Source organism: Liberibacter crescens BT-1 (assembly GCF_000325745.1).
In the GTDB taxonomy this organism is placed as follows: Bacteria; Pseudomonadota; Alphaproteobacteria; order Rhizobiales; family Rhizobiaceae; genus Liberibacter; species Liberibacter crescens.
In genome coordinates, this window is the sequence record NC_019907.1 from 754719 (window position 1) to 772382 (window position 17664).

Here is a 17664-nt window from a genome sequence, read left to right on the forward strand (position 1 = left end):
TTCAACAACTATCCTTCCTGAGGAAATACCCTTTGGCAAGTTTAGTCCGTTATGTTATTCACGCAAGGAATTTTTATTGATACGTCTAAAGGTCTTTCTTTTAGTCGTTTTTTGTCTTCTTTCCGTTATTTGGGCATTCTATCTGATATCTTGTTATCTTATGAACTTTTAAAATACATTTATGAACAAAGATGGCGTCTGAGACAACAAGAGCCCCATACAAAAATCCACAATCATAAGGAGTAAGAGATGAAAAAGTATACCTAAAAGCATCTCTTACATGTTTCCTATAATCAGTATCCAAAAAATCATAATAATTATAATTAATAGCTCTTAAGCGCTTTACACCGCTATGAGAGTGTTCGAAACTATACATCTTCTTTTTCAGGATCAGGAAATTTTTTTGATCTCTAAAATAGTTGTTTCCTGGCAGTGTTCTCAATTATGTTTTGATTAACCTGGATAAATCAAGCATAATCCGTTGTGTTGCTGTCAGTCGTTTTTCTGCTGTTGATAAAGCATATGAAAAGAAGACACTTTGGTCAGGACGAATCTTAATCTTGTTCTGTTTATGGTGAACATATTCAATAAGTGCTTGAGGGTTTGCAAATTTCTTATTCCTGAAGTGTATAACAATTCCTTTCGGGCCTGCTTCTATCTTGGCAACATTCGTTATCCGACACAGTGATTTCAAATAAACTATTTTAAGTAAATGATCTGCTTCAACAGGTAATGGTCCAAAACGATCAATCATTTCTGCATTAAAAAGATCTATTTCTGCACTATCAGAAATATTTCCAAGACGACGATACAGCTGAAGGCGTAGATTTATATCGGGGATATATTCTTCTGGAAACAAAACAGAAACACCTATAGAAATTTGTGGAGACCAGTCCGCATTAATAATTTCCTCTTTATTTTGTATCTCTGCCACAGTCTCTTCAAGCATTTTTTGATAAAGTTCAAAACCAACTTCCTTTATATGCCCAGATTGTTCTTCGCCAAGAAGATTACCTGCTCCACGAATATCAAGATCATGACTGGCAAGTTGAAATCCTGCCCCCAGTGTATTAAGGGATTGGAAAATTTTGAGCCTTTTTTCTGCAGCTGCCGTTAAAAGTTGATTTGTTGGAAGAGTAAATAAAGCAAAAGCATGTACTTTTGAACGCCCAACACGGCCTCGTAGCTGATAGAGCTGAGCTAATCCAAACATATCTGCCCGATAAACAATGATCGTATTCGCTGTTGGTAAATCCAGTCCGGATTCAACAATAGAAGTGCAAAGAAGAATATCATAAGCACCTTCATAAAAAGCAGTCATAACATCTTCTAATTTTTTAGAAGGCATTTTCCCATGCGCTATTATTACTTTAAGTTCTGGCATCTCTGATTGAAGAAACTCATAGTTCTCTTCTAAATCCGAAAGGCGTGGACAGACATAGAAACTTTGACCACCACGGTAGTGTTCACGCATTAAAGTTTTACGGATAAGCAAGGAATCAAAAATTGAAATTGTTGTTCGAATAGGTACACGATCGATTGGAGGTATAGTGATCAGGGATAAGTCACGCACCCCTGTCATAGCCAATTGTAATGTCCGGGGAATTGGTGTGGCTGAAAGAGTTAATATATGAACATCATTTTTTAGCTCTTTAAGTCGTTCTTTATGTTTTACACCAAAATGTTGTTCTTCATCAATAATAACAAGACCAAGATTAGAAAACTGTATCGTATGGCCTAATAACTTATGAGTTCCAATAACAATATCCACTTTGTTTTCTGCTATTTCTTTTTTTATAGAAGTAAGCTCTTTTATGCTTACAAGACGTGAAACATTGGCTATTTTGATTGGAAAATTACTAAACCGTTTTAAAAAAGTATGAAAATGTTGACGTGCTAAAAGTGTTGTCGGTGCTATCATTGCTACTTGAAAGCCATTCATCGCAGCAATAAAGGCGCACCGTAATGCTACTTCAGTTTTTCCAAAGCCAACATCTCCACAAATTAATCTGTCCATAGGTCGACCGCTGGCAAGATCATTTCGAACAGCTTCAATAGCATTCAGTTGATCTTCTGTTTCATCATAAGGAAAACCAGAAACAAACTCTTCATAGATATTTTGTGGAATCGTAAGTGCTTTAACATCACGAAGAAGTCGTTTGGCAGCTACATCTATCAGGCCTTGTGCTATATCCCTGAGTTGTTTCTTCAGTTGTTCCTTACGATTTTGCCAGGATATTCCTCCTAATTTATCAAGAACAGCTGTCGAATCCTCGGAACCATACCGAGATAATAGTTCAATATTTTCAACAGGAAGAAATAGTTTGTTATCATCAGCATAAAGCAATTCGAGGCACGCATGTGATGCTCCAGCTACTTGTATAGTGCGTAGACAGATAAAACGACCTATACCATGTTCAGCATGAACAACAATTGTTCCCTCTTCTATATCAGTTGCTTCAAAAATAAAACGAGATGTTTGTTTCTGTCGTCGAGAACGACGGATCATACGATCCCCGAAGACATCCTTTTCACTAATTACAAGAAGATTTTCTGTCTCGAATCCTGCTTCAAGAGGCAGAACACTTGCTCCAATGATATCCTTTCTTAAAGTTTTCAGAGCACTCCAAGAATTAACAGATTCTATTTTTTTGTTTCCATGTTTTTTCAGGATGTCTAAAAAGTGTTGAAGAGAACCTTCTGACCAAGCACAAATCAATATTTTTTTTTCAGAGGGATTCTTTTTATTAATATATTCTATGAGCTGATCAATCACTCCTGATGTTTCTGTATCTTTTGTCGACAATAGTTTTCCTGATATCAATTGAGTCCAACGATTTCCTGGTTTTGCTTTCAAAGAGATAACTTTATGATCGTTACTTTCTTCTTCATGAAAAGCTGTAATACGCGTTGTATTTTTTGTATTATTGAGTATAGAGTTGAATTGCTGATTATCCAGATAAAGATCTTCTGGAGAAATTGGTTTATATGGAATGCTGTCTTTTTTAGTATTAGTAGTAAAATTAAAGTGACGTCTTGCTTCAAAATAATCATAAATGAGGTTAGAACGTTCCTCCGCCGCTTCTTTTATAGAAGAATCCGTAACAAGATAAAAATCTGACAGATAAAAAAAAGTGGTTTCTAAATTTTCATAGAATAAAGGTAACCAATGTTCCATTCCAGGATAGCGACGTCCTTCAGATATGGAAAGATAAAAAGGATCCTCCTGGATAACGGCGCCAAAATTTGAAAGATATTTTTTACGAAAAAGATTAATCTTTTCAGGTGTCAATATAACTTCACTGAGGGCATAAACCTCAATAGAAGATATTTCTTTAAATGTACGTTGACTTTGAGGATTAAAACAACGCAAGCTTTCCAAGGTGTTGCCAAAGAAATCTAGTCTTACCGGACATTCTGTTCCTGGTATATAAATATCAAGGATGCCTCCACGTACAACATAATCACCCGCTTCGCGTACAATATTTACATTTTCAAAACCATATTTTTCCAGTTTTTCTGCAATATTTGTCAGATTAATCTGATCGCCACGTCGTAGTGAAAACTGACAATTTTTTACAATTTCAGGAGATATTGATTTTTGCATCATAGCATTAACTGTTGTTAACACAATAATGGGTTTTTGCGTTTTTTTTATAGGAAAGTAAATGAAAAAACGTTGACAAACGGCTTGCAGAAATATGCCTTGAAGGTGATATTCGATCATAGGGAAGACAATCCCAGGCTGGAAGTGTGAGTACTTGGACCTCAGGAGCAGTAAAAGAAAGAATTTTCTTCAGATGTGTTAACTGTCGTTCATCAGAAGAAATATAAGCAACATAATTTTTGTATTGGACTATTTCTGCCAGTAAAAATGCTTCTATTCCAGAAGGTGCATTGGCAATAGTTGTTTTTGTATATGAGTTATCATCCAGTTTTGCAAAATTGAGACCAGAAACCATTGGGAATGTTTCCTAAAGTAGATTCATTGGAGGACAATAATTGCAAATACGTTTAAAAAGCTGTGTGTTTAGATGTTCTGGCACTGATACAATTCCCATAAACCACTGAAAAAGGTGACTATCTTCTTCTGCTAAAAGTAATTCAATCTCCTCAAGCTCATCTTCACTGAGATCAAGAATCTCTTTTTCTATAAAAGAACCTAAAATAAGATCTATTTCACGCATACCACGTCGCCAACAGCGATAAAATATACAGCGACGACGAGAATCGAAATGAGCACTCGTAAATAATGAAATATTCATATAAAAAGTCTATTTCCTTCATATATATTTGTGTATATCTGTGATATCTTTTGTATCATTTTAAATTATAATGCGTCCATCTCTTCTTGATCCTTTTTTTTCTTCTATTTCCTCCATTCCTGGAGTTGGTCCAAAGCTAACCGTATTGTTATCCAAACTTGTTACATCTGAGAAATCAGAAGAGACTTGTGTCATTGATTTATTGTTTCATCTGCCATCATCGGTCATTGACCGTACCTGTCATTTCAAAATTTCTCAAATCCCTATAGGAAAGCTCGTCACAGTTAAAGGTCTTGTTATTCATCATCATGTTCCGATTGTTCGTAAAAATGTTCCTTACAAGATTTTGATTGCTGATGAAACCGGTAAAATAACACTCATGTTTTTTCGTGGTGAATTTCAATGGCTCAAAAAACTTTTTCCAAATGGAAATGAAGTTACAGTTACTGGAAAGATAAAAAAAATCAATGGAAAACTTTTAATGATCCATCCTCAATGTAGTGTGTGTCATACACAAGATGCGAATTTTCCTCTTCTTGAGCCTGTTTATCTTCTTACTGCTGGTCTTTCAGGAAAAGTTTTTCAAAAAGTCATTGCGACGTTATTATCTCAATTATCTTCTTTACCTGAGTGGCTTGATGCCATATTTTTACAAAAACAAAATTTTCCTTCTTTTATAGATGCCTTTAAAAGACTTCATCAACCACGTGATAAAGCAGACCTGGATTTACAATCTCCAGCCCGAAGACGTCTTGCTTATGATGAATTACTCGCCAATCAGATTGCTTTACTCTTGGTTCGTCAAAAATTTAAAAACAAGTTGGGATTCCCGTACGTGTCAAGGGTGATCTTATTCACAAGATACTTAAAAAACTTCCTTTTGTTCCTACAAAAAGTCAGATTAATGCAATCGAAGATATCCTTAACGATATGTCAAATAATGAGCGTATGTTGCGTATGCTCCAAGGGGATGTAGGTTCAGGAAAAACATTGGTTGCTTTAATAGCTATGGCAGCAGCTATAGAAGCAGGTGGTCAGGCAGTCATAATGGTACCTATCTCTGTTTTAGCGCAGCAACATTATGATTTCATTAGAAAATCAATTCAAGATGATACCATTGGAATCGAAATCCTGACAGGAAATATGAATAAAACTAAACGTTTCGAAGCATTAGAACGTATTGCTTCTGGAAAATCACAAATTATTATTGGAACTCATGCATTATTTCAGGATTCAATTCAGTATCATAATTTGATATTGGTTGTTATTGATGAACAACAGCGTTTTGGTGTCCATCAACGTTTAAAGCTTGTTGATAAGGGAATATCACCACATATATTGATGATGACAGCAACACCTATTCCGCGTACTTTGGTTCTGATTGCCTTTGGTGATATGGATGTATCAAAAATAACAGAAAAACCAGTTGGAAGAAAGCCAATAACAACTGTTACAATCCCAATAACAAAAATCGATAAGGTGATAGACAGGTTAAATAGCGTATTGAGTGAAGGGAAAAAAGCGTATTGGATTTGTCCAAAAATCGAAGAAAATGATCAATCTTTTCTTGGTTCAGCAATACAAAGATTTGAACAACTCAGTAATTTTTTAAGAAAAAAAGTAGGATTAATTCATGGACGCATGAGTGAATCGGATAAGGAAGCTGTTATGGCAGCTTTTAAAAAAGGTGACATTAGTGTATTGGTTGCTACCACAGTCATTGAGGTCGGAGTTGATGTTTCAGATGCTTCAATTATGGTTATAGAACATGCTGAAAATTTTGGGCTTGCTCAACTGCATCAACTAAGAGGACGCATTGGACGCAGTGAAGAACCTTCTACTTGTATATTGCTCTATTGCATTCCATTAACAAAACATGCATATTCAAGATTATCAATTTTACGTAAAACAGAAGACGGCTTTCGAATTGCAGAAGAAGATTTAAAGCAACGCGGAGAAGGAGAAATCCTCGGCATAAAACAATCTGGTGTTCCAAAATTTCTGATAGCAAATCTTGAAATACATCAAGATTTGCTAGAGATAGCCCGTAAAGATGCTTATGCTCTGATTAAGATGGATCCAAAACTAAAAACTACACGAGGAAAAGCTATCTGTAATTTATTATATCTTTATCGTTATAATGATATCGAAAACTCTTTTATAACCTCTTGATTTTAATGGATTTTTTCTTGTGTTTAGTTACAGCTAAAAAGGTAAGACTTTTTTGTTAACTTTTTTCCTTGTAGAGATCATCGTAACAAGAGTATCCGCAGTGAAGTAAGTAACTATGCAGCCACGAAGGAGCATAGCCAACGATGTCATGCATTTTTACTTAAATCAATAAGTGCTGCAGTGGTTAAATTTGCAAGATACCGTGCTGCCGGAAATAAAACTTTATCATCCACCTTAAATTTAGGGTGATGCAAAGGGTATGGCCCACCTGAACCAATCATCATAAACGCACCAGGAATTATTTGCTGATAAAAAGCAAAATCCTCACCAATAGGAGTTGGTTCTACAACACAAGTTTCAAAGCCACTTGATTTTGCAACCTTCAATGAAAAATCTGTCCATTTTATATCGTTGACTACAGATGGAGGTCCTGCTTGCCAATCCAATTCAATGATGGCTTCAAAAGCACTAGCCAGACCTTGCAAAAGTTGACGAAATTTTTTCTCAATTAAAAAGCGTGTTTGTTGATTAAAAGTACGTACTGTACCTTCTAAATATGCATTATTGGGAATAACATTCCATGTACTCCCACTATGAACCTGCGTTATAGAAACAACAGCATTTTGATCTGAGCCAATACTACGACTCACTAATGTTTGTACTACATTGATAATTTGACCAGCAATAATAACAGGATCCTTCCCATCCTGAGGTCTCGCAGCATGTGTCCCTTCTGCATGAATATTAATTTTAAAACGATCAACACACGCTGTAAGAGCACCTTCCTTACTCCCAATTACACCTACAGGCAAAGTTGGATCATTATGAATTCCAAAAATAGCCGCCGCCCCTTCTAATGCACCAGCAGCAACCAGCTCTAGTGCGCCAGTTCCTATCTCTTCTGCAGGCTGAAATAAAATACGGACACAACCTTTTAATTGTGCTTCACTTTTCTTGAGTAGAACTGCCGCCCCTAAAACTACTGACGTATGAAAGTCATGTCCACATGCATGCATGACACCTCTATATTGCGAAGTATAAATATCATCATTTTCTTCTGTAATTGGTAACGCATCAATATCTGCACGTAAGATAACCAAAAATTCACTTGTTTCAGGGCCAACCTCAGCAACTATTCCTGTTCTTAATTGCAAATCAAGAATTCTAATTTGATACCTTTGTAAAAAATTGCGAATTTTGGAAGTTGTTTGAAATTCCTCATTAGAAAGCTCAGGGAATTGATGTAATTCATGACGAAACACTTCAGTTTCTCTTGCCAATTCTTCATATTCAGAAGCAATATCCATTATAAAATTAACTTTCTCCTTGCCTTGAAATTTAAAAAAACAAAAAGGCCAGCTATTCTTTAGTTGAATTTTAATTTCTTATGAACTTAGTTATCTTTATCCTATGTTAAATCAAATTTGGTTTATTGTAATGGTATTGTTGACGTGATCTATGAAACCAATTAAATGCAAAAAAAAGTTCTTTTTTAACATGAACTTATCCTAAGGTCTCAACTAAAAAGAGAAAAGTCAAGTTCATTTTTAGAAAACAAAAAATAAATTTTTAAAAATCCTATACAGATCTTTCATTTATTTTTTGTCTTATATATCAATCCAGTCACTTTCTTACGACCATCTCCCCGCTTTTTAAATGGACAAAGACAAATGAATTGATTCATAAAAACCCTGTTATCGTTATTTCCCGCCCTTCCCTGAAAATAAAGGGTTTCCATAGCTGGACAATAGAAGAAATAGAACAATCACCCCCTAAAGCTATTATAAGGAATCTAGAATATCCTTCTTAAAGTCATGATACCAGTATTGGTTGCATCATATTCAGGATCTTTTTGAGATTATATCTTAGAATTATCTGATAAAAGCTTATCTTTTTTTTCAGGTGTTATCAGACCACAAGATATAAGAAATTTTAAAGCATCTTCAACGCTCATATCAAGTATAGTTATTTTATTTCGTGGGATAAATAATAACATACCAGCAGTTGGTAATGGTGTTGGTGGGATAAAAACGGTGACCATATCTTCAAAATTTTTTTCATAAAATTTCTCTTTTAATTCACCTTGAACATCCGTGCTAATAAAACAGAGTGACCAAATACCAGGCCCAGGATATTCAACCAAGCCAACTTTTGTAAAAGAATTTGTTTTATCTTTTAGAATGGTCTGAATGATTTGCTTACTGCTCTTATAAAGGCTTCTTACAAGTGGTGTATAATTGATAATCGCTTCACCAAAATTAACAATGGATCTCCCAATAAGATTTCTTCCCAAAAGACCAACAAGATTGATGACTATGACTGCTATCAGTAACCCAAAACCAGGAATAGAAGAATACATATATCGTTCTGGAATATAAAGATTAATAAAATTATCAACCCAATTAATCAATGACAATGTTAACCATATGGTTATTGCTATTGGAGCACAAACAATGAGACCTGTCAGAAAATTGTTTCTTATATTCATCATAATAATTGAGGAATAAGTTCGCTTATCCATTATTAAATTCTTTCTATTTTTAAACTTTCAGATTTTTTATCTTCTCAAAGTATGAAAACTATTCTACCGTTACAGACTTTGCTAGATTTCGTGGTTGGTCCACATCAGTCCCTATAAATACTGCTGTATGGTAGGCAATCATTTGGATAGGTAAAGAAAAAACTATAGGAGCAATAAGTTCATGTACGTTGGGTAGAACAATTTTTGCAAGAGTTTGTAAATTGGTACTTGATGCTCCTTTTTGATCTGTAATCATAATAATGCGCCCTCTTCGTGCTGCTGCTTCTTCCATATTAGAAACTGTTTTTTCGAAACACTTATCATAAGGAGCAATAACAATAATAGGTATTGTTTCATCAATAAGAGCAATAGGACCATGTTTTAGTTCACCAGCAGCATAACCTTCAGCATGGATATATGAAACTTCCTTAAGCTTCAAAGCCCCTTCGAGAGCTAAAGGAAAATTTGTACCACGCCCAATATACAAGACATTAAGACATTTTGAAATTTCCCGACAAAGCTCTTCTATTTTTAAATGAATGTTATTGATAATATGAGACATAATACGAGGTATCTCAATAAGATGACTTACAAACTCTTTTTCTTCGGTTTCAGTAATAACCCCTCTCATTTTACCCGCATAAATAGCCATCATTGCTAAAACCAGCAATTGACAAGTAAAAGCTTTTGTAGAAGCTACTCCAATTTCAGGCCCAGCTAAAATTGGAAAACTGAAATTAGATTCTCTTGCAATAGTTGATTCTATAATATTAACAATTGAACCAATATTTAATTTTTGTGCACGTATACAACGTAATGCTGCTAGTGTATCTGCTGTTTCCCCAGACTGAGAGATAAATAGAGCTGCCCAAGAAGATGGAAATGAAAGATCCCGATATCGGAATTCAGAGGCAACATCTATTTCAACAGGCAATTTTGCAAAACGATTAAACCAATATTTAGAAACTAATCCAGATAAATACGCAGTTCCACAAGCTGAAATAGCTAAACCAGAAAGTTTTGCGAAATCAAATTGAAAGATATCAGGAATAATTGTCTTTTCAGTAAAGTTTACATAATGACTCAGTGTACGTGATATTGCTTCTGGTTGTTCATAAATTTCTTTTTCCATAAAGTGTCGATGAAGACCTTTTTCAACAAAAAAATTTGATGGTTGTAAAATTTTACTTGGACGCTCTATTTTTGTGCCATTAAAATCAAGAATACAAAAGCTTGAAGGTTTGAGTATAACAAGATCCCCATCTTCAATATATGTCATTTTATTTGTAAATGGTGCGAGTGCAACGGCATCAGAAGCAAGAAACATTTCTTGTTCACCATGACCAATGATCAAGGGAGGACCATTTCGTACACTCAAAATTGTATAAGGATCATCTTCAAATATTGCTGCAATTGTATATGCACCCGTAATATGTTTTAGCATTGTTGTCATTGAATCTCTACTATTCATGCCATCACGCTTAAATTTTGCCAAGAGCTGAACAATAACTTCAGTGTCTGTTTGGCTAGAAAATGTAATCCCTGAGAGAAGAAGTTTATCTTTTATCTCTGAAAAATTTTCAATAATACCGTTATGTATTACAGCAACACCATCAACCCAATGAGGATGAGCATTTATTTCATTAGCAAGACCATGTGTTGCCCAACGAGTATGTGCTATACCTGTAGAACCTTCCAATGGTGTCACTTTTAGAAGTTGTTCTAAATTAGAGAGCTTACCTTCAGCACGGCAACGATTGATTTTCTTATTATGAATAGTGGCTATTCCTGAAGAATCATATCCACGATACTCAAGACGTTTCAAGGCATCTAGAAGACGTTCAACTACAGGCTTTCTACTAACAATGCCAACGATTCCACACATTTTAAAAACTTATCCTTTGTTATCATAGCTGAAAGAATTTTTCCCTGTAATTCTCTGAATGAGTATACTCATTAAAAGTTTTTACAGTTTATTGTTTGGAAATACATTTAAAGTTTTTTTCTATTGTATAATCTTGTTTCTTTTGTTTTAATAACGAACGATTTTCTTTTATAGTTTGACGCATTCTTCCAAACGCCAAGGCATTTTCAGGAACATTTTTTGTAATAACGCTACCAGAAGCCACATAAGCATTATTTCCAATTGAAACTGGTGCTATTAAAGCTGAGTTGGAACCAATAAAAGCATTATCTCCTATTGTTGTATTATATTTTTTGGTGCCATCATAGTTGCAAGTAATGGAACCAGCACCAATATTAGCGTTTTTTCCCACGAAAGTGTCACCAACATAACTCAAATGATTTATTTTTGTTCCCTCGCCTATATTTGCTTGCTTAATTTCACAGAAATTTCCTATCCGAGTGTTTTTCCCTATCTTAGATTGTGGACGCAAACGTGCAAAAGGACCAACTTCAGCCCCTGAACTTACATAGACTCCCTCTAGATATGAAAATGCACGAATTTTTACATTTTGTTCTATTACAACATCACAACCAAATATGACATTAGGTTCAATAATTGTATCTTGCTCAATTGTAGTGTCATATGAAAGAAAAACTGTTTCTGGAGAAATCATGTTTACACCTGATAACATCAATTGATTACGACGACGAGATTGCCAAATATTTTCAATAACAGAAAGTTCAAGAAAATTATTGCAACCTAAAACTTCATCTTCTGGGACTTTGACTGCAATAGCATTTTCTCCTGATAAACGACATATTTTAATGAGATCGGTTAGATAATATTCTCTGTTTTTATTATTATTGGTAATCTTTGAAAGCCAATCAAGTATTTTTGTACCTTTAATGATCATGAGACCGCTATTGCAAAAACAGTTTTTCTTTTCATCTTCAGTAGCATCTTTTTCTTCACGAATTTCAATCAATTCATTATTTTCTAACAATAAACGTCCATATCCCTTGGGATCCTTGGCTTCAAAACCCATAACAACTATAGAATCCTTTAAAGAAAGTTTGGCGCGTGCTAATTGGATAGTTTTACTGGAAATAAGGGGTACATCCCCATAAAGAATAATGATTTCATCATAACCACGTGCTATCGCAGTTCTTGCTTCTAATACAGCATGTGCCGTACCGTTTTGTTCATGTTGTACGAAATGTTCGATAACCAATCCTTTTAAGGAAGCGGCAGAACAAATCTCTTCTGCATGAGGCGGAACAACCAATGCAACATGTTGAATTCCTGAATCTGATATTGCTTCCATAACATGAGAAATCATAGGATGATTGGCAATTTTTTGTAATACTTTAAATTTAGAAGATTTCATGCGAGTGCCTTTTCCTGCTGCAAGAACAATAGCAAGACAACTTTTCTTCATAAAATTCCCCTTCAAAAATACGATTGATATTGATTTGATTCTATATGAATTTAGTGATCATTTTTATTTTTTGTACTTTAATAAAAAGAAAGAGATGAACAGGTTTTTTTACAATGCCTGATATTTCTTTACGAGATTCCAAAGAAATAAGTTTTATAATCTCTCCATTCTTACCTAGAGCTATCTTCCTTTGATTTTCACGCTCTACATAAATCACTTGTCGTATAAAAACTGAACCATCTTTTCTATTTTCCCATTTTTCTGTAACAACATGAGAAGAATATGGTATTTCTTGATGAAGGCGTAAAAATAGTTTTTCACGCGTAATCTCAGCGGCAAATTGAGCCATTGGCATATCAGAGATTTGATCTTCAGGATAATACCATGGACCTTCTGGTAAGGAAGAACCAAGATAATCCAATATATTCTGACAACCATATCCTTTAGATGCAGATATCATAAAAGTACGCTCAAAATCTGAAAGTTCGTTGACGGTTTTAGCTTGTTCAAGAAGAATGTGAGGCTTTATACAATCAATTTTATTGAGGACAAGAACTTTTCTGTAAGGAGTTTTACAAATTCTTTCAAGGATAGTATAAACATCAGGTTGTAAACCCCGTTTGCTATCAATAATAAGAAATGTTATATCAGCATTTTTAGGAGTTTTCCAGGCTGCATTGATCATTGATTGATCAATATTATTCTTTGGGTTGAAAATACCTGGCGTGTCTATAAATACAATTTGAGTCACTTTATTATAGATAGTAATACCACGAACAATTGAACGTGTTGTTTGAACCTTATGCGTAACTATTGAAACTTTTGCATTAACCAAGCGATTAATGAGTGTCGATTTTCCTGCATTTGTTGCCCCTATTACAGCAACAAAACCTGAACGTTTTTGCAAAGAAGGTGTATTATTATATTCTTGTAACTGATCACTCTCAGAAGTTATTTCGTTAACTTCTTTCATTTTTATTTTCTTCCCAAATAAACTCACGTTTTAAAATATCTGCTGCAGCAATTTGTTCAGCAGCACGTTTTGAACAATTAATACCTACACCTGGATCTATTCCTGGAATTTCAACAGTAACTGTAAAACGTGGATCATGATCTGGCCCGGAACGAGAATCTACCTTGTATTTAGGAGTTACGCCAAATTTTGCATGTGCCCACTCTTGCAATTCAGTTTTTGCATCACGCCGAGCAGCATCTGTCTTAAGAGCACGTTTTTTCCAGTTTTTTATGATAAAGGAACTGGCAGCTTCCAAGCCACCATCAAGATAAATTGCAGCAATCAAGCTTTCTATAACATCAGCCTGAATGTTTACGATAGGTTTTCCAGAAACTTTCTTTAAATCAGAACCAACACGAATAAAAAGATGTAACTGTAATTCTTCTGCCACTTGAGAACAGGTTTCAGCACTAACAAGGTGATTAAAGCGCACAGAAAGTTCACCCTCTTTGGCTAAATTAAAATTATCAAATAAAAGTTTTGCGATACAAAAACCAAGAATACGATCTCCTAAAAACTCTAATCGCTCATAATTCTCTTCGTAAAACCTATTCATGCTTGAATGAGTAAGAGCTTTTTTTAAAAGATCTTTATTAGAAAAAATATATCCTATGTGAGACTCTATCTCTAAAAAATAAGCATAAGACTGTTTCTTGGAATAAGACATTATAAAACCTTTAATAGTCTATTCCATCGCATGTTTGATAACCAAAGCCAAAATTGACCGAATGAAGTATCATTACCAAGAGAAAAAAATATAATATCAGCACGACCTATTAAATTTTCTTCAGGGACATAACCAACATCAAATCGACTATCAAGTGAATTATCTCGATTATCTCCCATCATAAAATAATGACCTGCAGGCACTATAAATTCTTGAGTGTTATTACCAGGCGATGAAGGGTATTGATCAAGGATGTCATAACTCACAGAATTCTCAAGTTTCTCACGAAAAACCGGAATATTAAATCCAGGATTTAACTTGTAATCAGAAGAAAATAATCCATCCGGATTTCGAGGAATAGCCTGTTTATTAATGTATAAAATACCTTCTTTAACTTGTATACTATCACCTGGAAGCCCTACTAATCGCTTAATATAGTCTATTTTTGGATTACTTGGTAAACGAAAAACAACAATATCACCCCGATGTGGTGCCCTAGAAAAAATACGCCCTTTAAAAAGATTAGGTGAAAAAGGTAAAGAATATTTTGAATAACCATAAGAAAATTTACTTACAAAAATATAATCTCCAACAAGCAGTGTCGGCATCATTGATCCGGAAGGAATAGTAAAAGGTTGATAAAAGACAGTACGAATAACGGTTGCCAAAATAAGAGCTTGTAAAATAACTTTTATATTTTCAAAAAAAATGTTTTGTTTTTTGACTTCTTTTTTTGTCATTCAATTTTCCTTATATTTAAAATCCACTAATCTGCTTCAATTCATTTAAATGATTAAGATACAATCTTCATCAGCCTTTATGAAGGACTATGGCAAACCTCTATTATTACAAATGCCTGGGCAAAAGGAAACTCATCACTTATTGTCAAATGAATTACTGGATTGAATTGACTTGAAATAATCGCAGAAAGATGTTTTTTAGCACCACCTGATAATACTATAGACGGCTTGCCTCCCGCACTGTTAATAATGTTCATATCTTTCCAGGATACACCTTGTGCAAGCCCTGTTCCTAAAGCTTTGGAACAAGCTTCCTTGGCAGCAAAACGTTTAGCATAAGAAGCAGCAGGATCTGGAGAACTATTACATTTATCTCTTTCTTCTTTAGTAAAACAATGTTCTGTAAACCGTTCACCAAAACGTTGTATCGACTTTTTAATGCGTCGAATGTCAATAATATCAACGCCTATTCCTATAATCATAAGGAATCTTTCTTTCTTGTAAAGATAGACTTTATCTCTTCTTTATAAGAAAAAGAAAAACTATCAAAAGTTAAGACTATATACATAAAATTTTATACCATTAAAAACGCTCTTTTTAATCGATTGTTTCTTCTTTTAACTTTAGTAATTCCTTATAGAGATAAGGTTATATAAAAATTTAACATATATGCTTCATATTCTGATAAAAATATCATAATCTATTCAAAAACGCGACATGCTGTAGCCACACACTCAAGATCGTTAAGACATTTAATTAAATCACTAAGATGCTGAACATCTAAAACCTCAACATCTAAACGTATTTCTGTAAAATCTTCTGCAGTTCTTGGTGTATGAATGTTGTGAATATTAATATTAAGATCGGCAATACATGTTGTTATAATTTTGAGTGCTCCTGGAGTATTAACGGCGTTGATTCGAATATGGGATATAAAACGGTAAATTTCAGTTGCTTCTAAATCCCAGCGTACATCCACCCAGCGTTCTGGTTTATCTTCAAATTTTTGGAGCGCTGGAGACTGTATAGGATAGATAGCCATAGATTTTTTACCACGCATAAGAGCAACGATACGATCGCCCGGTAAAGCACCAGTTTGAGAAAATATAACTTGTATATTGGCAGGAAGGCCTCTAATTGGCAAAGCACCAATATCATTTTTAAGATTTTTGCCTTTCATCAATAAAGTTGTTTTGACAATTTTTTTTCGTTTATCGTCTTCCGTATGAGTCTTATATTCTTTAAACTCAGGCCAAAGAATACTTAATATTTCACCAGGAGATACTTCCCCTCTACCAACAGAAGCTATCAAATCCTTTACTTCTTTTTGTCCAAGATGAGATACAACAGATTCAAGTTGAGTATCAGAAAATTCCTTGCCAGCCTTATTGAAAGTTTTTTCAAGAATTCTCTGTCCAATATTATAATATTGTTTTCTAACTTCCAGCCGCGTAGCACGGCGAATAGCAGAACGTGCTTTCCCCGTAACAACGACTTCTTCCCAGGCAGAAGGTGGGACTTGACAACTTGAACGAATGATTTCCACTTCATCCCCGTTATTAAGCAGGGTAAAAAGAGGCATTATTCTACCATTTATTTTGGCGCCGACACAACTATTACCAATATTAGTATGTACTGCATAAGCAAAATCAATAGGAGTCGCATTTCGAGGTAAAGCAATTAATTTGCCTTTAGGAGTAAAACAGAAAACCTGCTCCTGAAATAACTCCAATTTCGCATGTTCCAGAAATTCTTGAGAGCTGTTTCCTTCTGCCAGGGATTTTATAGTCTGACGAAGCCATAGATAGACACTTGTTTCACTCAAAAGAACTTCAATATCATCTTTAGTACGTCTATCCTTATAAAGGGTATGAGCAGCAACACCATATTCAGCAACTTCATCCATAGCAATGGTACGAATTTGTAGTTCTATACGTTGATAAGAAGGTCCAATAATTGTTGTATGTAATGAACGATATCCGTTCTGCTTCATTGTTGATATATAATCTTTAAAATAACCCGGTACAATTCTCCAACGTGTGTGTATTATTCCAAGAACCTGATAACAACTTGGTATATCTTCAACAACAATACGAAAACCATAGACATCAGAAAGTTGTTCAAATGATAATGATTTCGATTGCATTTTGCAGAAAATAGAATAAGCCCTCTTTTGTCTTCCTTTAACCCAAGCGTTTAAAATTTTATTTTCCTCAAGAAGCTCTTTCAGTTCTTCTTCAATTTTTAAAACCAAACTTCCATTTCTTCTAGAAAGTTCCTCTAACCGGTCTTTTATTGTTTTATAGGCTTCAGGATTAATATAACTAAATGCAAGTTCTTCCAGTTCTTCACGCATGTCTTGCATGCCCATGCGTCCAGCTAACGGAGCATATATATCCATCGTTTCTTTAGAAATGACGATTCGTTTATCGAGAGGCATATAATCAAGAGTCCGCATATTATGCAGACGATCTGCCAACTTGACAAGCAATACTCTTACATCATCACAGATTGCCAAAAGTAATTTACGCAGATTCTCAGCCTGTTTTGTTTTAAACGAAACAATCTCTATTTTTTTAATTTTTGTAAGGTCTTCTACAAGATGACCAACTTCTGGACCAAAGAGCTCATCTATTTCGGCTCGCGTCGCTGTTGTATCTTCAAGTATATCGTGTAATAATGCTACTACTATAGTAGATTCATCCAAACGCATATCAGCGAGAATTGCTGCAACTTCAATTGGATGAGAAATGTAGGGATCGCCACTTGCACGCTTCTGCTGACTATGCTTTTGCATAGCATAAACATATGCTTTATTCAGAAGAGATTCATTAACATTTGGGTTATAAGACTGAATACGCTCTACAAGCTCATACTGTCTTATCATAGCTGTACTGCCATATTTTTATAAATAAAAATATTCTATTATATACTGAAATT

At 34.5% G+C, this 17664-nt stretch carries 10 protein-coding genes and 2 pseudogenes; 1 reads left to right on the top strand and 11 read right to left on the bottom strand.

Annotated features, from left to right (window positions below):
- Positions 1–442: 442 nt before the first annotated feature.
- Both mfd and B488_RS03300 read right to left on the bottom strand, forming a co-directional pair.
- A pseudogene (gene mfd, locus B488_RS03295) lies at positions 443–3962 on the bottom strand (transcription-repair coupling factor).
- A gap of 12 nt (positions 3963–3974) precedes the next feature.
- Positions 3975–4265 carry a succinate dehydrogenase assembly factor 2 gene (locus B488_RS03300; protein ID WP_015273101.1) on the bottom strand — a complete coding sequence of 97 codons (291 nt, stop codon included), beginning with the start codon at positions 4263–4265 and terminating at the stop codon, positions 3975–3977.
- Between the two features lie 70 nt (positions 4266–4335).
- On the opposite strand from B488_RS03300, the pseudogene recG reads away from it, so the two are divergent.
- Positions 4336–6437 (top strand): annotated as a pseudogene (gene recG, locus B488_RS03305) (ATP-dependent DNA helicase RecG).
- Positions 6438–6583: 146 nt separating this feature from the next.
- Here recG and B488_RS03310 read toward each other — a convergent pair.
- The 9 genes from B488_RS03310 to B488_RS03350 all read right to left on the bottom strand — a co-directional run bounded on the left by B488_RS03310 (position 6584) and on the right by B488_RS03350 (position 17611).
- Positions 6584–7744 carry an amidohydrolase gene (locus tag B488_RS03310; RefSeq protein WP_015273103.1) on the bottom strand — a complete coding sequence of 387 codons (1161 nt, stop codon included), beginning with the start codon at positions 7742–7744 and terminating at the stop codon, positions 6584–6586.
- Between the two features lie 551 nt (positions 7745–8295).
- Entirely contained in the window at positions 8296–8958 is a 663-nt protein-coding gene (locus tag B488_RS03315; protein WP_015273105.1) for a DUF502 domain-containing protein, read from the bottom strand.
- Between the two features lie 58 nt (positions 8959–9016).
- Positions 9017–10843: a glutamine--fructose-6-phosphate transaminase (isomerizing) gene (gene glmS / locus B488_RS03320; RefSeq protein ID WP_015273106.1), complete on the bottom strand. Its 1827-nt coding sequence runs from the start codon at positions 10841–10843 to the stop codon at positions 9017–9019.
- Between the two features lie 88 nt (positions 10844–10931).
- On the bottom strand, positions 10932–12302 hold the full coding sequence (gene glmU / locus B488_RS03325) for a bifunctional UDP-N-acetylglucosamine diphosphorylase/glucosamine-1-phosphate N-acetyltransferase GlmU (protein ID WP_015273107.1): 1371 nt from the start codon (positions 12300–12302) through the stop codon (positions 10932–10934).
- 40 nt (positions 12303–12342) lie between these two features.
- Positions 12343–13275 (bottom strand): GTPase Era, encoded by a 933-nt coding sequence (gene era, locus B488_RS03330; protein WP_015273108.1) that lies wholly within the window; start codon positions 13273–13275, stop codon positions 12343–12345.
- The gene (gene rnc, locus B488_RS03335) at positions 13262–13984 is read right to left on the bottom strand and encodes a ribonuclease III (protein ID WP_015273109.1); all 723 of its coding nucleotides are present in this window, start codon (positions 13982–13984) and stop codon (positions 13262–13264) included. Before rnc ends, era begins: the two co-directional genes overlap by 14 nt.
- Positions 13984–14724, bottom strand: coding sequence for a signal peptidase I (lepB, locus tag B488_RS03340; protein WP_015273110.1), 741 nt, complete (start codon positions 14722–14724; stop codon positions 13984–13986). Before lepB ends, rnc begins: the two co-directional genes overlap by 1 nt.
- Before the next feature lie 77 nt (positions 14725–14801).
- Positions 14802–15206 (bottom strand): holo-ACP synthase, encoded by a 405-nt coding sequence (acpS, locus tag B488_RS03345; protein ID WP_015273111.1) that lies wholly within the window; start codon positions 15204–15206, stop codon positions 14802–14804.
- A 218-nt stretch (positions 15207–15424) separates the two neighbouring features.
- Positions 15425–17611 (bottom strand): RelA/SpoT family protein, encoded by a 2187-nt coding sequence (locus B488_RS03350; protein ID WP_015273112.1) that lies wholly within the window; start codon positions 17609–17611, stop codon positions 15425–15427.
- Between the last annotated feature and the right edge of the window lie 53 nt (positions 17612–17664).